General features: G+C 75.3%; 19 protein-coding genes. 7 read left to right on the top strand and 12 right to left on the bottom strand.

Going from position 1 to position 19757, the window contains the following annotated elements:
• Positions 1–14: 14 nt before the first annotated feature.
• The 7 genes from crcB to AC060K_RS01130 all read right to left on the bottom strand — a co-directional run bounded on the left by crcB (position 15) and on the right by AC060K_RS01130 (position 8220).
• A complete protein-coding gene (gene crcB / locus AC060K_RS01100; protein WP_483763596.1) occupies positions 15–404 on the bottom strand; it encodes a fluoride efflux transporter CrcB in 390 nt (129 codons plus the stop codon).
• Complete coding sequence (locus tag AC060K_RS01105; protein WP_483763597.1) at positions 401–940, bottom strand: fluoride efflux transporter FluC; 540 nt, start codon at positions 938–940, stop codon at positions 401–403. Before AC060K_RS01105 ends, crcB begins: the two co-directional genes overlap by 4 nt.
• On the bottom strand, positions 937–1407 hold the full coding sequence (locus AC060K_RS01110) for a universal stress protein (RefSeq protein ID WP_483763598.1): 471 nt from the start codon (positions 1405–1407) through the stop codon (positions 937–939). The genes AC060K_RS01105 and AC060K_RS01110 overlap by 4 nt, the downstream gene beginning before the upstream one ends.
• Before the next feature lie 24 nt (positions 1408–1431).
• Positions 1432–2463, bottom strand: a complete 1032-nt coding sequence (locus AC060K_RS01115) for a sigma-70 family RNA polymerase sigma factor (protein ID WP_483763599.1) — start codon at positions 2461–2463, stop codon at positions 1432–1434.
• A gap of 3 nt (positions 2464–2466) precedes the next feature.
• A complete protein-coding gene (locus tag AC060K_RS01120) occupies positions 2467–4695 on the bottom strand; it encodes a SpoIIE family protein phosphatase (protein WP_483763600.1) in 2229 nt (742 codons plus the stop codon).
• Between the two features lie 76 nt (positions 4696–4771).
• Complete coding sequence (locus AC060K_RS01125) at positions 4772–7912, bottom strand: helix-turn-helix transcriptional regulator (protein ID WP_483763601.1); 3141 nt, start codon at positions 7910–7912, stop codon at positions 4772–4774.
• 89 nt (positions 7913–8001) lie between these two features.
• The gene (locus tag AC060K_RS01130; protein ID WP_483763602.1) at positions 8002–8220 is read right to left on the bottom strand and encodes a hypothetical protein; all 219 of its coding nucleotides are present in this window, start codon (positions 8218–8220) and stop codon (positions 8002–8004) included.
• 293 nt (positions 8221–8513) lie between these two features.
• Here AC060K_RS01130 and AC060K_RS01135 point away from each other — a divergent pair, with 293 nt between their 5' ends.
• The 7 genes from AC060K_RS01135 to AC060K_RS01165 all read left to right on the top strand — a co-directional run bounded on the left by AC060K_RS01135 (position 8514) and on the right by AC060K_RS01165 (position 15783).
• The gene (locus tag AC060K_RS01135) at positions 8514–9221 is read left to right on the top strand and encodes a hypothetical protein (protein ID WP_483763603.1); all 708 of its coding nucleotides are present in this window, start codon (positions 8514–8516) and stop codon (positions 9219–9221) included.
• Positions 9222–9305: 84 nt separating this feature from the next.
• The gene (locus AC060K_RS01140) at positions 9306–9677 is read left to right on the top strand and encodes a YciI family protein (protein ID WP_483763604.1); all 372 of its coding nucleotides are present in this window, start codon (positions 9306–9308) and stop codon (positions 9675–9677) included.
• A gap of 12 nt (positions 9678–9689) precedes the next feature.
• The gene (locus tag AC060K_RS01145) at positions 9690–11027 is read left to right on the top strand and encodes an RNA polymerase sigma factor (protein ID WP_483763605.1); all 1338 of its coding nucleotides are present in this window, start codon (positions 9690–9692) and stop codon (positions 11025–11027) included.
• Between the two features lie 50 nt (positions 11028–11077).
• Positions 11078–11764: a TY-Chap2 family putative peptide chaperone gene (locus tag AC060K_RS01150; protein WP_483763606.1), complete on the top strand. Its 687-nt coding sequence runs from the start codon at positions 11078–11080 to the stop codon at positions 11762–11764.
• A 114-nt stretch (positions 11765–11878) separates the two neighbouring features.
• Positions 11879–12037: a hypothetical protein gene (locus AC060K_RS01155; RefSeq protein ID WP_483763607.1), complete on the top strand. Its 159-nt coding sequence runs from the start codon at positions 11879–11881 to the stop codon at positions 12035–12037.
• A complete protein-coding gene (locus AC060K_RS01160) occupies positions 12024–13337 on the top strand; it encodes a MalY/PatB family protein (RefSeq protein WP_483763608.1) in 1314 nt (437 codons plus the stop codon). The genes AC060K_RS01155 and AC060K_RS01160 overlap by 14 nt, the downstream gene beginning before the upstream one ends.
• A 205-nt stretch (positions 13338–13542) precedes the next feature.
• Positions 13543–15783, top strand: coding sequence for a penicillin-binding transpeptidase domain-containing protein (locus tag AC060K_RS01165; protein ID WP_483763609.1), 2241 nt, complete (start codon positions 13543–13545; stop codon positions 15781–15783).
• A gap of 152 nt (positions 15784–15935) precedes the next feature.
• Here the strand turns inward: AC060K_RS01165 and AC060K_RS01170 are convergent, their stop codons facing one another.
• The 5 genes from AC060K_RS01170 to AC060K_RS01190 all read right to left on the bottom strand — a co-directional run bounded on the left by AC060K_RS01170 (position 15936) and on the right by AC060K_RS01190 (position 19722).
• Positions 15936–16379, bottom strand: a complete 444-nt coding sequence (locus tag AC060K_RS01170) for a hypothetical protein (RefSeq protein ID WP_483763610.1) — start codon at positions 16377–16379, stop codon at positions 15936–15938.
• 276 nt (positions 16380–16655) lie between these two features.
• Complete coding sequence (locus tag AC060K_RS01175) at positions 16656–16991, bottom strand: SHOCT domain-containing protein (protein ID WP_483763611.1); 336 nt, start codon at positions 16989–16991, stop codon at positions 16656–16658.
• A 141-nt stretch (positions 16992–17132) separates the two neighbouring features.
• Positions 17133–17798, bottom strand: coding sequence for a response regulator (locus tag AC060K_RS01180; RefSeq protein ID WP_483763612.1), 666 nt, complete (start codon positions 17796–17798; stop codon positions 17133–17135).
• Entirely contained in the window at positions 17795–19063 is a 1269-nt protein-coding gene (locus AC060K_RS01185; RefSeq protein WP_483763613.1) for a sensor histidine kinase, read from the bottom strand. The genes AC060K_RS01180 and AC060K_RS01185 overlap by 4 nt, the downstream gene beginning before the upstream one ends.
• 182 nt (positions 19064–19245) lie before the next feature.
• The gene (locus AC060K_RS01190) at positions 19246–19722 is read right to left on the bottom strand and encodes an SRPBCC family protein (protein ID WP_483763614.1); all 477 of its coding nucleotides are present in this window, start codon (positions 19720–19722) and stop codon (positions 19246–19248) included.
• Positions 19723–19757 lie beyond the last annotated feature (35 nt).

Below are 19757 nucleotides of genomic sequence, written 5' to 3' on the forward strand. Positions count from 1 at the left end.
GCCTGGTCGCGACGTCAGAACAGCGTTCCCACGGCAATCCCGACGGCGACCGCGGCGACCGTCACCAGCAGCGTGCCGAGCACGGACGCGACCGCGAGCCGCAGCCGTCCCGACTGCGCGAGGCGCACGGCTTCCACAGTGGCTGTGGAGAACGTGGTGAACCCGCCGCACAGGCCGGTGGCGAGCGCGGCCCGCCAGGGTTCCACCGTTCCGTCCATGGCCTCCGGGCCCAGGAGGACACCCGTCACCACCCCGATGACGAGCGAGCCCAGCACGTTCACCGTGAAGGTGCCCCACGGGAAGCCTGCGCGCGCACGGGTCCGGACCTCGCCGTCCAGCACGAAGCGCGCCGCGGCACCCAGCGCGCCGCCGGCCGCGACGAGAGCGATCAGCAACGGGCTCACCGGCCTCCTCCCGCGTCCGTTCGCAGGTCCTTGCGCCGCCCGCCCCGGCCGGAGGGCCGCGCCCCGACGGCGATCCCCGCGACGCACGCCGCGGTGCCCACGATGATCGTCGTGGCGACGTAGCCGACGGCGCTCAGACCCCGCCCGCCGTCGAGCAGGGACCAGATCTCCAGCGCGAACGCCGAGTACGTGGTGAAGCCGCCGAGCAGCCCGGTGCCCAGGGCGAGCCGCAGCCCGCGCCGCCGCGGCGTCTCCGCGCCCGCGCGGCCGAGCCGTTCCAGGAGCCAGCCGAGGGCGAACGCGCCCACGACGTTGACCAGCAGGGTCGCGACGGGCCAGCCGGACACCGGCCACCCCGCTGCGGGCAGCGCGAGGGCCACCAGGTACCGGAGCACGGACCCGACCGCACCCCCGGCAGCGACGAGCCCGATCAGCGCGGGTTCCCGGTGCGGCGGCCGGCGGCCGGCCGGCGCTCGCAGACCGGCGCCCGGCTCGCCGCCGTGCCCACCGGCGCCACCGGGCGCGCGCCGCCTCACGACAGGTCGGGGGACGGCGCGCCCGGCGGCAGCACCACGACCGGCCGACGCTGGTCGTGCACGAGCCGGCCCGCGACCGTTCCGCCCACCAGGTGGGTCGTCCAGCTCCGCAGGCCCGCGCGCCGGGCGCCTACCACGATCATGACGGCGCCCACCTCGTCGGCCACGCGGGCAAGCTCCCGTGCGGGGTCGCCAGCAGTGCGTACGCAGCTCCACGGCAGCCCGACGTCTGCCATGGCCCGGCCCAGGCCGTCGAGCGGGTCGGCGCCGTACGCGTCGCCCGTCACGGCGATGTCAGGATCCACCGAGACGGTGAAGCCACCAGAGCTCGTGACCGCCGACTCGTCGACCCACACGCACACGAGCTCGACGAGGCTGCCGCCCAGGGACTGGACGAGCCCCGCCGCGCGCCGGGGGAGCTCCGGCTGCTTGTGGTCCACGCCGACCACCACGGATCGCACACTCACACCCCGAGGGTACGGGTGCGACGCTCAGTCGAGGTGCTCCGGCAGGCCGAACCGCGCGAACCACGTCGCCGTGTCGAGAAACGAGGTGATCCCGGTGACCTTCTCCCCGTCGTCGTCCAGCACCACCAGCGCCCACGGCGCGTGCCCGCCCGCGGGGTCGGGGCGGTACTGGCCGAACGCGAGCGACCCGTTGGCCCGTACCGGAAGGCAGCGCGAGCCCGCGCACTTCATCCCCGGCCCCAGCATCCAGCGCGTGATCGCCTCCGGTCCCTGCACCCACATCGTGTACGGCGGCATGTTGAGCACCGCGTCCTGCCGCAGGAGCCCCACCAGCGCGTCCATGTCGTACCGCTCGAACGCCTCGACATACCGCTCGAGGAGGGCGTTGTCCTCCGCGGCGTCGGGGCCGGCCACCCGCTCGGCCCGTGCCTCCGACCGGCTCAGGTCGCGGTCGGCGAGGGTGGCGCGCGCCCGCTGCAGGGCGCTGTTCACCGACGCGACGGACGTGTCGAGCAGCGTGGCCACCTCCGTGGCCGGCCAGCGCAGCACCTCACGGAGGATGAGCACGGCCCGCTGGCGCGAGGGCAGGTGCTGCAGCGCCGCGACGAACGCGAGCCGGACGGACTCGCGTGCCACCGCGGTGTCGGCGGGGTCGCCGGGGCCGGGCAGCACGTGGTTGTCCGGGACGGGCTCCACCCACGACTCCTCGGGCAGCACGTCGCCGAAGTTCTCCAGCACGGGCGTGGACGCCGGGCCCAGGCCCATCGGACGCTCACGCTTGGACCGGCTCGAGCCCAGCTGGTCGAAGCAGACGTTGGTGGCGATCCGGTAGAGCCACGTGCGGAGCGACGACCGGCCCTCGAACCGGTCGTACGACTTCCACGCACGAAGCATGGTCTCCTGCACGGCGTCGTCCGCCTCGAACGCGCCGCCGAGCAGCCGGTAGCAGTATCCGGTCAGCTCACGACGGTGCCCCTCGAGGGCCGACGACAGCTCGCCGTCCCGGAGGCCGGTGGACACCGTGCTCTCGGTCGTGGTGCTCGCTGTCTGTGTCATGACTCACACCGTACGCCGGGGTACTGACACGGTCCCGGGCTGGCGGTCCAGCTCGAACCAGACGGTCTTTCCCTTGCGCCTCGACCGCCTGCTCGCGCGGGTCGCGGGCTCCTGGTGGCGGTCCACGCCCCACCGCGACGCGAGCCGTTCGAGGAACTGGACGCCACGCCCGCCGAAGTCCCGGATCTTGGGCTCCCGCAGCTGCGGCTGGGCGGGGGACGAGTCGCGCACGCCGATCCGGACGCGCTCCTCGTCGACCTCGACCGTGGCGACGAACGGGGCCTCGCCGTGGTCCAGCGCGTTGGTCAGGACCTCGCTGGTCAGGAGCATGATGGTGCGGCGCTGGGTCAGCGGCACGCCGCACGCCTCCAGCACGTCGTCGACCCACAGCCGGGCGGGCGCGAGCTCGCTCAGCCGAGCGGCGACCTTGCGCTCGGCGAGCGCCGGGCCGGACGGCGACGGCGGGCCCGTCGGCGCCTGCACGCGCACGCGGACGGCGAGGACCGCCACGTCGTCGCGCTGCCGGTCGCCCACGAGCCGGCGCACCAGGGTGACCGGGAGCGCGGCCGTGGCCGTGGTGCTCAGGCGGGCGAACATGGCCTCGAGGTCGGACAGCCACTCGTCCGCGTTCCCGCCGCGCTGCTCCACGAGGCCGTCCGTGTAGAGCAGCAGCGTCTCGCCGGGCCGCAGCACCGTGACGTGGTCAGTGCGCGCGACCGACGGCTTCACGCCGAGCATGAGGTCGGGCATCGAGCTGAGCCGCTCGATCCGGCCGTCGGCCCGCAGGACCAGCGGCGGCGGATGGCCCGCGTTGGACCAGGTCAGCTCGTACGCCCCCGAGTCGGGCCCGGTGTGGCGGTCGAGCCGTGCCACCACGGCCGTGCCGGTCGCACCGAGCCCGAGCCCCGCGTTCGCGCGGTCGAGCAGGGTGAGGAGGGCCGACGGCGACTCGTCGTGGCTCCACGCGAGCGCCCGCAGCAGCGACCGGAGCTGCCCCATCTTGGCCGCCGCGCGCATGTCGTGGCCGGTGACGTCGCCGATCATGAGCAGCACCGCGTCGTCGTCCACCTGCACCGCGTCGTACCAGTCGCCGCCCACCTGGTCGCCGCGTGCTGCCGGCGAGTAGGTGCACGCCAGGTCGAGCCGTGAGACGTCGGGCAGCTTGGAGAGCATGGAGAGCTGCAGCGTCTTGGCGGCCTCGCGCCGCTCGTCGAGCAGCCGGGCCCGCTCGAGCGCGTGGGCCGTGTAGTGCGCCAGCGCGGATTCCAGCGCGAACGTGTCCTCGTCCGGCTCGCGGTCCTGCTCCCACACGAACGAGATCACCGCGATGACCGACCCGCCCGCGGTCACGGGCAGGTAGGAGCGCGCTCCCATGCTCGCGTCCACGTTCCCCCGGGAGCGGGGGAAGGCGTGCATCATCTCCTCGGTGGTGCGGAAGAACAGCGACTCCCCGGTGCGCACCACCTGGGCGCACGGCCGCGGGTCCTCGATCCGCGCGTGCCGGTACCCCGCCGGGAGGCCGGGCTCGGTGTGCAGCAGGGACACGTAGGTGAGGCCTCGCCGGTCGTTGTCCGTGAGAGCCAGCGCGCAGTAGCGCGCCCCGATGCCCGTGGTGGCGACGTCGGCGATGACCTCCTCGATCTCGTCGACCGTGGTGGCGTCGGCGAACGCCTCGCTGAGCGACAGGAGGAAGCGGCTGCGCCGGTTCGCGCGCACGGCGGCCTGCTGGATGCGGCGCGACCGCTCACGCTCGGCCCGCATCCGCAGCTCCGCGGTGCACGCGGCGGCGAGGTCGGCGAGGCCCTCCAGGTCTTCCTCCCGCCAGCGCCGTGGCCGGGTGTCCATGGCGCAGAGGGCGCCCACGGCCCGGCCCCTCAGGTCGAAGACGGGGTAGCCGGCGTAGGCACCCAGGCTCATCTCGCGGACCACGTAGCTGTCGCCGTGCTCGGGGTCCGCACGCGTGTCGTGGACGACGACGGGCGCCCCCGTGCGGATCACCTGCTGGCTGAACGGGGCGGGGCTCAGGAAGCGGCGTTCCGTCTGGAACGGTTCGAGCAGGCCCTCGGCGCCCGGGTACACGTAGCCGCCCGGGACGGCGAAGGCGACCATCGCCATCGGCACCCGCAGCTGACGGCGGACCAGCCGCGCGAACCGGTCGAAAGCCTCGTCCGCCACGGCGTTGCCCAGGCCGACGTGCACGAGCTCGCGCACAGCCTGGAGATCCGTCGGCACCTGCCCAGTATTGATGGAAAGGCCCCACTGCGCGAGAGATGCACCCAGGTCAGCGCAGTGCCGTCCGGGAGCGCGCTCAGACCTGGAGCAGGCCGCGCTGGTGCGCCAGGCTCACGGCCTCCGCCCGCCCGGACGCCCCGAGCTTCGCGAGCACGTTGGACACGTGGACGCTGACCGTCTTGGTCGAGATGAAGAGGCGCTCGCCGATCTGCCGGTTGGACAGTCCCTGCGCCACGAGGGTCAGCACCTCCTCCTCGCGGTCCGTGAGGGCCGACGTCGTCGCGTGGCGCACTCCCGGCAGGTCCAGCCGGCCCCGGCGGGCCAGGGCACGGACGGCCTGAGCCAGGGGAACGGCGCCCATGGCCTCCGCCTCGGTGAGGGCCTCGGTGGCCTCCACCCCGGCGAGCTCGCGCTCGCCCGCGCCGAGGAGGGCCTCGGCCCACCGGTACCGCGAGCGGGCCACCTCGTACCGGTAGCCGAAGCCGAAGGCCGTCACCGTCTCCTGCCACTGGCGCGCCGCCGCGCGCCACGCCGAGGGCTCGTCGGGGACGCCGCCGGTCTCGTCGGGGACGCCGCCGGTCTCGTCGAGGGGCGGCAGGCCCGCGATCGCCCGGAGACGGGCGTTCTCCGCGGCGGCTCGCTGGAGCCACGCCCGCCCTTCGGGGCCCAGGACGCCCCCGCGCGGTCGCCCTCGCTGGGCGGTCTCTCGCGCCACGGCGAGGAGGGCGTCCCCGCGCGCCACGCGGTCCGGGTCGGCGCGCCCCGGACCGGGGTCGGAGTCGGCGGCGTCGGCCAGGGCGGCGATGGCGAGCGCCGACAGCCACACCCGCCCCAGGAAGAACTCCGACCACACGGCGCCCAGGTGCGCGGTGAGCTCCTCGCCGATGGTCACGGCCTCGTCGTAGCGGCCGGCCCAGGTGAGCGCGTCCACGAGGCACCCGCCCGCCACGAGGGCGATCATGCCGTCGTGGTCCCACCCGGACCGCAGGGCGAACCCGCGCTCCACCACGTCGGCGTCGCCACGCGCGACGGCCGCGTACATGCCGGAGCCCGCCAGCCACGGAGCCGCCTCGGGGGTCACGTCCCCCACCGGCCGGTCCGTGAGGTCGCCCAGGAAGTACCGGCACACCTCGCCCACCACCCGCAGCTCCATCGCCGCCCCGCTCCACCCGAGGCCCAGCTCCTCGGCCCGGGACAGCGCCTTGTCCAGGACCTCCTGGGCCGTGTCGAGGTGGCCCGCGTAGAAGCGGTTGGCCGAGATGTTGTACCAGCAGCGCAGCTCGGTGAAGACCTCGCCGGCGTCGGCCGCACGCTGCCGGGCGGACTCGAGCAGCCGGACGGACTCGTCGGCGTCGTCCACGAGGAGCACGGCGAGCGTGGTCAGCGCGTCGGCCTCGGCCCCCGGGTCCGGGACCGCGCGCGCCACCTCGATCGCCTGCTCCGCGACCCGCCGGGACTCGTCGTCCTGCTCGCTGCCCTCCCGGGCGAGGTACATGGCGGCACGGGCCCGGATCGCGAGCGTCCAGGCTCTCGCCGACGACGACTCCTCCGGGAGTGCGGCCAGCGCCGCGGCCGTCTGCTCCATGGACTCCTCGACCGCCCCCGCGGTGTCGAGGTCGAGCAGACGGCGGGCCAGGACGTGGCGGGCCGTGGCCTGCCGCACCGGGTCGTGGGCCAGGGCGTCCACCGCGCGCCGAGCGAGCCGGACGGACCGGTTGCTGTGGCCCGCCCGCGCGGCGGCGTCGCTGGCGGCCAGAGCCACGTCGACCTGGTCCTCGCCGAGCAGGCCGGCGGCGCCAGGAACCGAGTCCCACAGGTTCAGCACCTGCTCGAGGTGCCGGAGCTGCTCCTCGGGCGCGAGGATGCGGGCGGCACGGCGGGCGGCGTCCCGCGACGCGACGAGCGCCGTCGGCAGGTCGTGCGCCTGGAGCGCGTGGTGCGCGCGCTCTGCCGGCGAGCCGAGCGGCTGCCCCGACGGGCCGTCCTCGGCGAGTGCCGCCAGGTATGCGCGATGTGCGGCCGCGCACTCGCCCGGCAGCAGGTCCAGGTACAGGGCCTCGGCGAGCAGGGCGTGCCGGAACGCCAGGTATCCGTCCTCCACGCCGAGCACCTGGTGGGCGACCGCCTCGCGCAGGGCGGCGTCGATCCGCTCCGTGGCACCAGGTGCCGCGGCACCGGCCGAGGGGGACCCGGCCACCGCCCCGCCGGGGCCGGGCGTGCCCGGGGCGAGCGCGCTCGGGGCGGGCGCGCTCGGGGCGAGCGCCACCCCGTCGGGCGTCCCGGGCGGGCGCAGGCGGAGGGCGGCGGCCCGCAGGACGTCCTCGCGGACCCGGCGCCCGGCGACGGACGCGAGCCGCACGACCTGCTGCACCGCGGCGTCGAGGCGTTCGAGGCGCGCGTGCAGCACGTCTGCCAGGGACCAGGGCAGGCCACCCTCGGGGCCCGCCTCCAGCAGCTCCTCGGCGAAGAACGCGTTGCCCTCGGACCGGACGCGCACCTCTTCGAACGCACCGACGGTGAGGGGCTCGCCTGCCAGGGCGGTGGTGAACTCCCGCAGCTCGTCGGTGGTGAACGGCGCGAGGTCGACCCGCTCGGTGCTCGGGTCCCGGTGCAGCTCGGCCAGGAGGCGGCGCAAGGGGTGCCGGCGGTCCACGTCGTCCGTGCGGTACGAGACGACGCACGCGACGTGCTGGGACCGCAGCCGCGACACGATGAAGCGGAGGGCGTCACGGGACGACGCGTCGGCCCAGTGCATGTCCTCCAGGACCAGCAGCAGGGGGCGCCCGGCCTCGCCGGCGGCCTCCAGGCTGCGCACGATCCCGTCGAAGAGCTGCAGGCGCTCACCGTGGTCGGCCTCGCCGCCGCCGCCCGGCTCGAGCAGGCGCCACAGCGCGGGCCGTTCAGCCACGAGGCTCTGCACCCGTGCGGCGACCTCGGGCCCCGCCCCGCCGCCCTGGAGCTGCGTCAGGGCCTCGGTGAAAGGGAGATAGGGGATGCCGACCTCGCCGAGGTCGACGCAGTGCGCGGTGACCACGACCGCCCCGGCGCGACGGGCCTGCTCCGTGACGTGGGCGAGCAGCCGGGACTTGCCCACCCCGGCGTCGCCACCCAGCAGCAGCACCCCCGGCTTTCCCACGGCGGCGCGCTCGACCGCCGCGAGAAGGGCGGCAGCCTCCTCGCGGCGGGCGACCAGCGGTACTCCGGCAGACCTGCGCATGCCGTCATCGTGCCACCGGTCGCCCACATCGAGGGCGGGCTTTTCCACAGGTGCGATGGTCACAGGTGGGGTGGTCACAGGTGCGGCCGTCACGCGAACCGGCGCCCGTGCGTCTTCCGGACGCCGCCGTGCGCCCCCCCGGACTCGCTCGCGGCTTCCCGTCCCGCCCCGGCGACCTTCGCCGCGACCCGCCGGCCTGCGCGCACGACCCCGCCCCACCGGCCGGAGCCCCGGCCGTAGGCGGACCGAGCCTGCTCCTGGCGGTATGCCACCTCGGCGTCGAGCGCCGGTCCGAACAGCGTGCTCATGATTCCTCCTGCGTCCTCGGCAGGCCGTATGCCTCCCGATGACCACGACTCTCGTCCTGAGTCGGGGGCCCGCGGATCGGGAGGTCGCGCAGTCGTGGCCGGTCAGGGGCGTGCTCAGGTGGTCTGAGGTACCTCAGACGGCGCCCGGGGTGCGGGACCGCGAGGTCTGAGGCAGCATCGGACGAGTCGGGCACGCTCCGACCTTCTGCACATCCAGGGCCTGCCAGCCGTTGCGATCCGCGTCACAGCGGTCGCACACTGGAAGAGGCACCAACCTCGACGGGGGTGGACTCGTGACTGGAACCGAAGCAGGACCGTACGACATCTTGCCGATGCTCGGCCGTGGCAAGCACAGGAACCCGAAGAAGGGCGCGTGCTTCATGGAGCTGGCGTCTTATCTCGCCGGCGAGCGGTGGAGCGATCACCCGCAGTGCACGCACCCGCTGATCGCGATGCTCGCGCGCGCGGTGAACGACCTCACCTCGGACCAGGCCCGGCCCCAGCTGGCCCCGCTGATCCCGTCCGTGATCGGTCTGACCAGCGACGACCCGCGGTGGGACGTCCAGATCGCCCTCCACGCGGCGCAGGCGGCGCTGCCGGTGGCCCCCGCGGACCGCCAGCAGACCCTCGCCGTGGCCATCCTGGGCAGCGAGCGCATGCTCGACGCCCTCGACGGCCGTCCGGAGGGCACGCTGGCGCCCGCGAGCCGGGACGCCCTGGCCACCGTGCCGCGCACCGCGGCCTGGGCGGAGCGCTTCTGCGCGGGCACCACCGTGCGACCCAAGCGGTTCGTGCGGGACGCGGCGCCGAGCGTGGTCTCGACGGCGGTGCAGGGCATCTCGGAGGCCTTCGTCCCGGACGTGGACGACCGGCTCCGGACGCTCCTCAGCGAGACGATCTCCGAGGCGCGTCGCTGGGCGGGCATCGTGGAGGAGGAGCCGGTGACGCTGGAGCCGCAGGTCTGGGAGCCGGTGGTCAAGCCGGCGCCCGCGGGCGTCTGACCCGCCCGGGCGCCTGTCGACCGGGACCCTTCCGGATCGTCATGGTGGTGTCCGAGCACCACCGACGACCCGGAGGACCGACCCATGCGATACACCCTGCTCCTGCACTACCCCGAGATGACGGCGGCCGACCTGGGCCCCGACGTCCAGGCCGACGGCGAGCGCGCCTTCCAGGCCTATGCGGCGGCCCTCGACGAGGCGGGCGCGCTGATCTCGGCCGAGGTGCTGCAGCCCTCGAGCGCCAGCACGACGGTCACCCTGCGCGACGGCGAGCTCCGCGTCCAGGACGGCCCCTTCGCGGACACGAAGGAGCAGCTCGGCGGCACCTTCGTGATCGACGTGCCCGACCTGGACTCCGCGCTCGCCTGGGCCCGGAAGGCGCCCAGCGCCCAGTGGGGCACGGTCGAGGTGCGTCCCTCGGCCACCCACTACGCCGACGGCGCCTGGACGCGCTGAGTGCACGGCGTCGTGACCCCTGCTCCCGGCGGGCCGACCGCCGGGGGTGAGGGTCCGCCGTCGGGCACGGTGCTCGCCCGGGCGGAGCTGGTGGCCCGCACGTCGTACGGGCGCCTCCTGGCGCTCCTCGCGGCCCGCGACGGCGACATCGGGCGCGCCGAGGACGCCCTCGCCGACGCGTTCGAGCGCGCCCTGCGGACCTGGCCGGCCGACGGCGTGCCCGCCAACCCGGAGGGCTGGCTCCTCACGGTGGCGCGCAACCGGCTCCGCGACCTGTACCGGTCGGCCACCTTCCGCAGCGGCCCGCTGCCCGACGACGCCGCGCTCGCCTCGGTCCTGCGCGTCCCCGCGGACGGTGCGGACCCGGGCGCCCCGGCCGACGCGGCGCTCGGCGAGCTGCCCGACCGGAGGCTCGCCCTGCTGTTCGTGTGCGCCCACCCGGCGGTGGAGCCCGGCATCCGGACGCCGCTGATGCTGCAGACGGTGCTGGGCGTCGAGGCGCGCGACGTCGCTGCTGCGTTTGCCGTACCGCCGGCCGCCATGGCGCAGCGGCTGGTCCGCGCGAAGCGGCGCATCCGCGACACCGGCATCCCGTTCCGCGTGCCGGGGACCGAGGAGCTTCCCGACCGGCTGGGACCGGTGCTCGAGGCCGTCTACGGCGCGTACGCCGTGGACTGGCGCGGTGACGCGCCCGAGGTCCGGACGTCGCTCGGCGGCGAGGCGCTGCATCTCGCGCTGCTGCTCACGGACCTGCTGCCCCGCGAGCCCGAGGTGCTCGGCCTGGCCTCGCTCCTCTGCCACTCCGTGGCGCGGGCGCCCGCACGCGTGGTGGACGGCGAGCTGGTGCCGCTCGACGAGCAGGACCCCCGCCGCTGGGACGGCGGCCTTGTCCGGAGGGGCGACGTCCTCCTGGAGCGGGCGCGCCGGGTCGGTGGCCTCCGCCGGGTCGGCCGGTTCCAGCTGGAGGCCGCCGTCCAGTCGGCCCACGCCGACCGCGCCCGGACCGGGAGGACCGACTGGGCCGCCCTGCTGGTGCTGCACCGGGCGCTGGTCCGCGTGGCGCCCAGCCTCGGTGCACGGGTGGCGCTCGCGGCGGTCCTCGGCCGGACGGACGGTCCCGCCGCGGGCCTCGCCGAGCTCGACCGGGCCGACGGCCCCGTACCGGCGACGTTCCAGCCGGGCTGGGCCGTGCGCGCCCACCTGCTCGCCGAAGCGGGAGACCCGGCGGCGGACGAGGCGTACGCCCGCGCGATCGGCCTCACCACCGACCCGCACCTGCGGCGGCACCTGGAACGACGGCGTGCCGCCGCACTCGGCGCGACCCCGGACGGCGAGCCCCGCGGCGGGTGAAAGGCAGGGCCGGCATGGTCCTTCCAGGGAGTTACCTGTACGGTCCGGGCGTGACCCCTGCTGCCCGCTGGTGGGTCGAGCACGCATCCTGGTTTCTCGCGACTGAGCTCGTCCGCCGACATCCCGCGTGCTCCGTCGTGCACGTGCGCTCTGCCGACGGCCTGTCCGACCGCATCTGGATCGGAGGCTGGACGGGCGCCGCGTCGTCCCCCGTGTTCGTCCAGCGGTGGGCTCTCGACCGCCTGGGCAGCACCCTGCACGTCGGCCGCGAGATGCGGCTCGTCGTCACCGAACCGTGGTTCGAGATCGTCCGCGACGAGCCCACAGCCCTCGTGGACGTGCTCGAGGAGGCGGCCGGGTTCCCGGTCACCGTCGACGTGCGCCCGCCGTCCGCCCGGACCCTGACCTACCAGGTGATCTGCCACCTCCAGGCGGTGACGGTGATGACGCCGGACCGCATCGTGGGCCGCTCCGTCGTGGTCGACGAGGCCGGGACCGGCCGCCTCGACGCGCCCCCGGAGTTCCAGGGCGTCATCGCCGCGCTCGCTCCCGCGGGGGCACCCGCCGAGGCCTACCGGTTCTGGGTCCTGGAGCAGCACGGCAAGCCCGTGGCGCTCCTCCACGACTCCGGGCTCGCGTGGACCGGAGGCGCGCAGCACGACCTGGCGGCGCTCTTCCACACGCACGGTCGCCTGCAGCCGCTGGTGCACTCGGTGTTCGGCGACCTGCTGCCCTGACGCTGCTTGACCTGCGATGTCACGAACGGGTGACGTTTCGCTCCCTCACCAACGGATCAGGGTGCTCGTGCGTCTTGGTCAGTGATGGACGGCACGTCGAACCAGGAGTGGACCATGACCGCGACGCTGACGCAGGACGAGCGTGACCTCCGCCGGATGGAGATCCTGAACCGTCGGCAGCAGCAGCGCCTCCTCGCGCTCGCCGCCTCCCGCGCCCGGTACACCCCGCTCCCCGTGGTGCGGCGCGTATCGTGGCGGCGTGCGGACGCCTGACCTCACCACCACCCCGCTGGACGCGCTCGGCCTGGACGAGCTCCGGCGTCGGACCTCTGTCAAGTGGCGCGCCTTCGCGCCCGACGTGCTGCCGATGTTCGTCGCGGAGATGGACACGCCTGTGGCTCCGGTCGTCGCGGAAGCGGTCGGACGGGCGCTCGCGGCCGGCGACCTCGGCTACGACCACGGCCGCACCTATGGTGAGGCGCTCGCCGAGCTCGCCGAGCGGCGCTGGGGCTGGACGGTGGACCCCGCCCGGACGCGGACCGTCGCCGACGTCATGGTCGGCGCCATGGAGCTCCTGCGGGTGCTGACCGGACCGGGCGACGCCGTCGTGGTGACCCCGCCCGTGTACGCACCGTTCTACGGGTTCGTGCGCAACGAGGGCCGCCAGGTGGTCGAGGCGCCGCTGCGCGACGGCCGGCTCGACCTCGCCGCGCTCGAGACCGCTTTCGACCGCGCGGTGAACCCCCACGGACCCGGACCTGGGGCGGGGCGTCGCGCCGTCCTCCTGCTCTGCAACCCGCACAACCCGACCGGCACCGCGCACACGCGCGAGGAGCTGGCCGCGACGCTCGCGCTCGCCGCGCGCTACGGCGTGCGGGTCGTCAGCGACGAGATCCACGCGCCGATCGCGGGCTACGCCGGGATGCCCGACGGCGGCGCGGCTGGGCTCGCGCTGCCAGGCGGCAGCGGGGGTGGTGGCGGCCGTGGCGCGCCGGCCGCCGGGGCCGTCGGGGCTGCGGGGCCCGCGCCGGCCGCCGCGTGGGACGACTTCGTGCCGGTGCTCGCCGTGCCCGGGTCGGAGCCGGCGATCGCGCTGCACTCCGCCTCCAAGGCGTACAACCTCGCCGGGATGCGGGCTGCCGTCGCGGTCGCGGGGCCCGATGCGGTGGCCGACCTCCGGCGGGTGCCCGAGGAGGCGGACCACGCGGTCAACCACCTCGCGGTCCTCGTCCACGCCGCCGCCTACCGCGACACGTCCGACTGGCTGGACCGCGTGCTGGCAGGGATCGCCCGCAACCGCACGCTGCTCGACACCCTGATCGCCGAGCACGCGCCGGAGCTTCGGCATCGTGCGGGCGGGGCGACGTACCTCGCCTGGGTGGACGCCACCACCGCCCTGCCTGACGTGTCGCCGTACCGGTTCTTCGTCGACCGGGCGCGGGTCGCCCTGGGTGACGGCGCGACGTTCGGCGGCGGTGGCCAGGGGCACGTGCGGGTGAACCTTGCGACGAGCGCGGAGATCCTCACCGAGGCCGTCCAGCGGCTGGGGCGGGCGCTCGACGAGCGTCGCTGAGGCGACGCGGCGCGTTGCGGTGTGCCGGCGCGGCCGAGGACAACCTTGTGCAGGCAACGGGGTTGCGTTGCCTGCACAAGGTTGTTCTCGGCCGGTGCGGGCCGGTGCGGGCCGGTGCGGGCCGGTCATGGCCGGCGCGTGGCGGCGGCGTGGTCTGTCGGCCTCCGTTACTCTCACCCGCGTGGGCCCAGAGTCGAGCTATCCCGTGAATCAGTCCGGACCCGGCACGCCGGGGTACGCCGGTGTGCCCGGACCGCCGTCCGGCGCCGGGCAGCCCGGCGCGCACCCAGGCGGGGCGTACCCGCCGGGCGTGCCGGGCCAGGGGTACCCGGGCCCGGGCCACCCCGGCGGCGGGTACCCGGGCCAGGGGCAGCCGGGCGGGCCGGGTTACCCCGGCGGGCCTGGCCACCCCGGCGGGCCTGGTTATCCGGGTGGGCCCGACGTCTTCGGTCCCCAGGGCGGGCCGGAGCAGCCGGCGAGCCCTGCCCGTCCGGCGCGATCACGCGGCAAGGTCGTGGCCGCGGTGGTCTCCGCCGTCGTTCTCGTGGCGGCCGCCGTCCTCGTCTGGTTCCTCTTCTTCCGCGGCCCGTCGGTCCCTGAGCCGCAGGACGCCGCCGACGCGCTGGCGGCCGCGCTCGAGTCGGGCGACGTGTCCGGCGTCCCCGTCCACACCACCACCTCCGTGGTGCCCCAGGAGCAGTACACGGCCGTCTTCGAGCAGCTCACCGCCGCCGTCGGCGACCGCGGCCACAGCGTCTCCGTCGCCGACCTCGAGGAGGTCACCGAGGGCGACGACGCCGGCAAGCGGGCCACCGCGACCCTCCAGTGGTCCTGGCCGGTCACGACCGAGGCCGCCTGGGACTACACCACCCGGGTCGACCTGGCCTACGCGGAGCCGGCGGACGGCGAGGAGACCGGTGAGTGGGTAGCCACCTGGGACCCCACCGTCCTGGTCCCCGAGCTGCAGGCCGGGGAGCGGCTGGCGGTCGACCGCACCATGCCGCAGCGCGGTGAGATCCTCGGCGCCGGCGGTGCCAAGATCGTCACGGCCCGCACGGTCTACCGCGTGGGCATCGACAAGTTCAACCTCACGGCGGACCAGTGGGACAGGTCGGCCCGGGCACTCGCCGCCCTCATGCCGGAGCTCGACGCGGACAGGTTCGCCGCGGCCGTCCGGGACGCGGGCGAGAAGGCCTACGTCGAGGCGTACCCGGTCCGGGAGGGCGACACCAGTCACGACCTGGGGGCGATCCGGTCGGTGCCCGGCGTCCTGGTGCGCGAGGACATCCAGCACCTGGCCCCCAGCTCCGACTTCGCGCGACCGGTCCTGGGCCGGTCCGGCGAGGCGACCGCCGAGCTCATCGAGAAGTCCGAGGGCAAGATCCAGCAGGGCGACCAGGTGGGCCTGTCGGGGCTGCAGCTCCAGTACGACGAGCAGCTGCGCGGCGTCCCCGGCGTCGCGGTCACGGTCCAGCCCGCCGAGGAGGCGGCCGAGGGTGCCGAGCCGCGGCAGGTGTTCGCCGTCGAGCCGGTCGGCGGGACGCCCCTGCAGACCACCCTCGACGTCGACATCCAGGCGCGTGCCGAGGCTGTTCTCGCGGGTGTGGCCCCGGCCAGTGCGATCGTCGCCATCCGGCCCTCCACCGGTGAGGTCGTCGCCGCCGCGAACGGGCCGGGCAACGACCAGCAGAACTTCGCGCTGCTCGGCCAGTACCCGCCCGGCTCGACGTTCAAGATCGCGACCACGCTCGGGATGCTGCGATCCGGCCTGACGCCGTCGTCGACCGTCTCGTGCCCCACGGAGATCAGCGTGGACGGGCGGACGTTCCAGAACGTGCCCGGATACCCCACGAGTGCGCTCGGCGAGATCCCCCTGGCCACGGCGTTCGCCCATTCCTGCAACACGGCGATGATCGGGCAGCGTGAGACGGTGAGCCAGCAGGCGCTCCATGACTCCGCGGCCGCTCTCGGTCTGGGCGTCGAGTCGGCTCTGGGGACGGGCGGCTTCTTCGGGAGCGTCCCCACGGAGGCAGGTGCGACCACGCACGCGGCCTCGATGATCGGCCAGGGCGAGATCCTGGCGTCGCCGCTCGCGATGGCGAACGTGGCCGCCAGCGTCGCGGCAGGACACCGGGTGGCGCCGGTGCTGGTGCCGTCGGAGGAGCCGGCCGCTCCGGCGTCGGACGGCGTGACCGCCGAGGAGGCGGCCTCGCTCCGCGAGCTGATGGCCGGGGTGGTGCGCGAGGGCTCCGCGCAGGTGCTGCAGAACGTGCCGGGCATCGTGGGGGCCAAGACCGGCACCGCCGAGCACGGCGACAACTCCGGCCCGCCGCACGTCTGGATGGTGGCGATCGCCGGTGATCTGGCCGTGGCCGTGTTCGTCGCGGAGGGCGAGTTCGGGTCCACCACGGCCGGGCCGATCATGCAGGCGTTCCTGGGCGGCTGAGCGCGGGCGAAGCCCCCTCACCCTGCTGGTGGGGGACCAGGTGCCCGGCCGGGCGCCGCAGACGACGAGGCCGCCGGACCCTTCGTGGGGGTCCGGCGGCCTCGTCGGTCCTGCGGCACGCCCGGGCGGCGGTGGTGCCCGGTGGTGCCGGGTCAGCCCGTGTAGCCGGCGGTCTCGCAGGCGGCGGAGTACTCGTCCACCGCGGTGGTGACGGCGGCCGGGTCTGCCACGGTGCCCTCGATCGCCTGGTCGAAGGGCAGCTTGATGGGCTCGAGGTAGGCGGCGGTCTCGTCGTCCACCAGCGGGATGAGGGCGGCGAGGCGCTGGCTCGCGCTGGTGACCGGACCCGTGCTGGTCTCGTCGAGCGGGGCGGCGACGAGCGGGGCCGCCGTCTGGATGTACGAGTTGAGCGACCCCTCACCGTAGAAGAAGGTGCGGCAGGCACCGACGGTGTCGTAGACGGCCGAGGAGGTCTCGCTCGCGGTGGCGGACGGGCTCGCGGTGGTGGCGTCGTCCGTGGTGGCACCCTCGTCCGAACAGGCGGCGAGGAGCAGAGCAGAGGTCAGGACCGCGGTAGCGGCAAGGTACTTACGCATGCTAACGATTTGATCCCGTGGCGGGGCTCGTTCGCAAGTCGATATCGAAACGATCCGAGCGAGATGCCCGGCTTCTTGCGGGTGGTCCGGGTCTGGTGTGGTCAGGTTCACGTCTGCGGGTCACACCGGTGGCTGCGCGTCCGCGCCCTGGACCGTGTGATCGGCAGTTCGGTGGGGGGGGGGGGGGGGGGCCACCCCCCCCCCCCCCACCGAACTACCGATCACACGGTCGGAGCCCGGGCCCCGGGGCCCGGGCCCCCGGCCCGCGGGCTGGGGTCAGGCGTCGGTGGGTGGCGTGCCTGGCGACCTCAGCGCTGCCAGCCGTGACCGGAACTCCGGCTCGTCGATCTCACCGCGGGCGAACCGCTCGGCGAGGATCGCGACCGGGTCGCTGCCGGCCATGGGCGGATAGCCCGGGTAGCCCTGGTGGCCCGCCCACGGCGGCGGGCCGGCGTGGCCCCGGCCGAGACCGTTCCGCGCCCGGCGCGCGAACAGCACGATCAGCGTGGCGAACAGCAGGAACCAGAGCAGGGGGAAGACGAACCACCAGGGGCCCGGGCCCCAGTGACCGTGCGGCCCGGACGCGACGGCGTCCGCGAGGGTGGTGAGCATCTCGACCTCCAGTGTCGGTCGCGCCGGACGGTCCGGCGGGAACCCCTCAAGGCTCCCGTCCGACGCCGGGCGGCGCGTCGGCCTGCCGTACCGTCCCGCGTACCGCCCTGGTACCGCCTGTGCGCGAGGTCTGAGGCCTGCTCACCCCGCCCAGCCCGGCCGAACCAGGCCCGCCTCGTATGCCAGCACCACGAGCTGTGCCCGGTCGCGCGCACCGAGCTTGGTGAGCACCCGGGACACGTGCGTCTTCACCGTGGACTCGGAGAGGTACAGCCTGGCGGCGATCTCGTCGTTGGCGAGCCCGCCCGCCACCTCGACCAGCACCTCCCGCTCGCGCGGCGTGAGCTCGTCGAGGCCCGGCACCGGCGCGACGGCGCGGGTGGCCTCGGCGACCCGCGCCAGCAGCCTCCGGGTCACCGTGGGCGAGAGCAGCGCGTCGCCCGCCGCGGCGACCCGCACCGCGCGCACCAGGTCGGCCGGCTCCGTGTCCTTGACGAGGAAGCCCGACGCCCCGGCCCGGATCGCCTCGGTCACGTACTCGTCGAGCTCGAACGTGGTCACGACGACCACGTGCACGCCCGAGGCCCGTGGCGACGCCACGATCCGGCGGGTCGCCTCCAGGCCGTCGAGCCCCGGCATGCGGATGTCCATGAGGACCACCTGGGGCAGGTGCTCGAGCGTGAGTCGCACGGCGTCGTCGCCGGTGGCGGCCTCGGCCACGACCCGCATGTCGTCCTCGGAGTCCACGAGGGCCCGGAAGCCTCCCCGGACGAGCGCCTGGTCGTCGGCCAGCAGGACGTCGATCACGTGTCTCCCTCGGTCGTGGTGCGCGCGTGGACGGGCAGGACGGCCCGGACCTCCCAGCCCGGGCCGGGGTCGCGCGGCCCGGCCTCCAGCGTGCCGCCAGCCCCCTCGACGCGCTCCCGCATGCCGAGCAGCCCGTACCCGGGCGAGGGTTCCGCCCGGGGTGCGCGGCCGTCGTCGGACACCGTGACCTCCACCGTGCCGCCCTGGCGGCGAACCACGACGTCGACGCGGGTGGCGCCCGCCGCGTGGCGGCGCACGTTGGTGAGCGACTCCTGGACCACGCGATGGACCACGCCGGCGAGACGGTCGGGCAGGTCGTGGGCGGCGGGGTCCACGTCGAGCGCGACGGCGACGTCGGCGCGGGCCTGGGCGGCGAGCCGCTCCAGGCTCGCGAGGTCCCACGTGGGGGCGAGGGGAGCGTCGTCCCGGACGATGCCCAGCACCTCACGGACCTCGTCGAGGGCGTCGCGGCTCGTGTCGCGGATGTTGGTGAGGGCTGTCCGGGCCTGGCCGGGGTCGCGGTCGAGCAGGTGCAGCCCGACCCCCGCCTGGACGGTGATCGCGGAGAGGGAGTGCGCGAGGACGTCGTGCAGCTCGCGGGCGATCCGGAGGCGTTCGGCGGTCACCGCGGTGCGCTCCCGTTCCGCCGCGCTGCGGAGCTCCGCCTCCCGGGCCGCGGCCAGGCGCCCGGCGCGGTCGCGGACCGTGCCCGCCACGAGCAGCACCACCGCGACCCAGGCGCCACCGGCGACGAGGGACGCGGGGCTGGGGTTGCCGGGCGCGGTGCGCAGCAGGCCGGCGACAGCGACCGTGACGCCGAGCAGCGCGGCTCCCGACCACGCCACCCACCGGCCGCGGGCCGACGGACCGCTGAGGAGCGCCCCGACCAGCACCGTCACCGGACCGACCAGCACAGGCCCCCACGCGTACCCCAGGGTGAGGAAGAGGCCCGCCGCGGCGGTCGACGCAGCCACCGCGACGACGGGGCGACGCGGCAGCAGGAGCACCAGGGCCAGCGGCGGGACGAGCAGCAGGGCGAGCCCGAGGCCGTCGGGGGGCGCCCCGAGGGACTCCCACGTCCCGGGGTTCCACCGGCCACGACCCGGTCCGCTGCCTCGGCCTGGTCCGGCCCACGGGCCGTGCGCCGCGCCGAACGAGCCCAGCACGGTGACCACGAGGGCGAGGACGGCGAGGAAGATCCGCGGACGACGGCGGTCCAGCGGACCGGTGAGGCGGTCCGAGGGACCGGCCGGGCCGGGCATCATGCCAGCACGCTACGCCGCCGGCCGGTGCGACGCGTCGTCCTGCGGTGCCGGGCGGGGTGGTCCCGTGGTGCCGGTCGGTTGGTCGCCGAGACAGTGCGCTCGTCGGACGAGGTGACTGTCTCTGCGGGGCAGCGGGGCGGCGGGGCGGCGGGCGCCGCGGGCCGGCGGGGCGGCGGGCGCGGTCACCCCTCCCGGACCGCGTCCAGCACCCGCGGGTCCTGGCAACCGCGCGCGAAGCCCGCGATCCGCCGGTCGATGTCCTTGCGCAGCAGGACGACGCCGACCCGCTCGGCGAGCGGCGCGAGCCAGCGCGGACGGCAGCTGAAGGAGTACCGCCAGACGGCGCGCGTGCGGCCGTCGGGCTCGGGGGTGAACCGCCAGCCCGCGGCGAAGTGCTGGAAGAACCAGCTGCCCGTGAGCATCTTCATGCCGACGTTCCGGGGCGGGTTGTACGACACGTACTCGCTCGTCATCCGCAGCCCCGAACGGTGCGTGGTGGCGACGCGGACCCCCTTGGCCGGGCGGGCGGCGCCGTCGAGCAGCCGCTGCCGCCGGATGAACGGGTCCCAGAGGAGCCGCACCTCGCCCGTGGTCTGCGACACCGCGTAGGCGGTGTCGACGTCGACGGGGACGACGAGCGAGGATTCGACGACGGGCACGGCCCCATCGTGCCCGACCCCGGTTCGTCGTGGGT

The sequence above is a fragment of the Antribacter sp. NEAU-D49 genome (assembly GCF_057158775.1).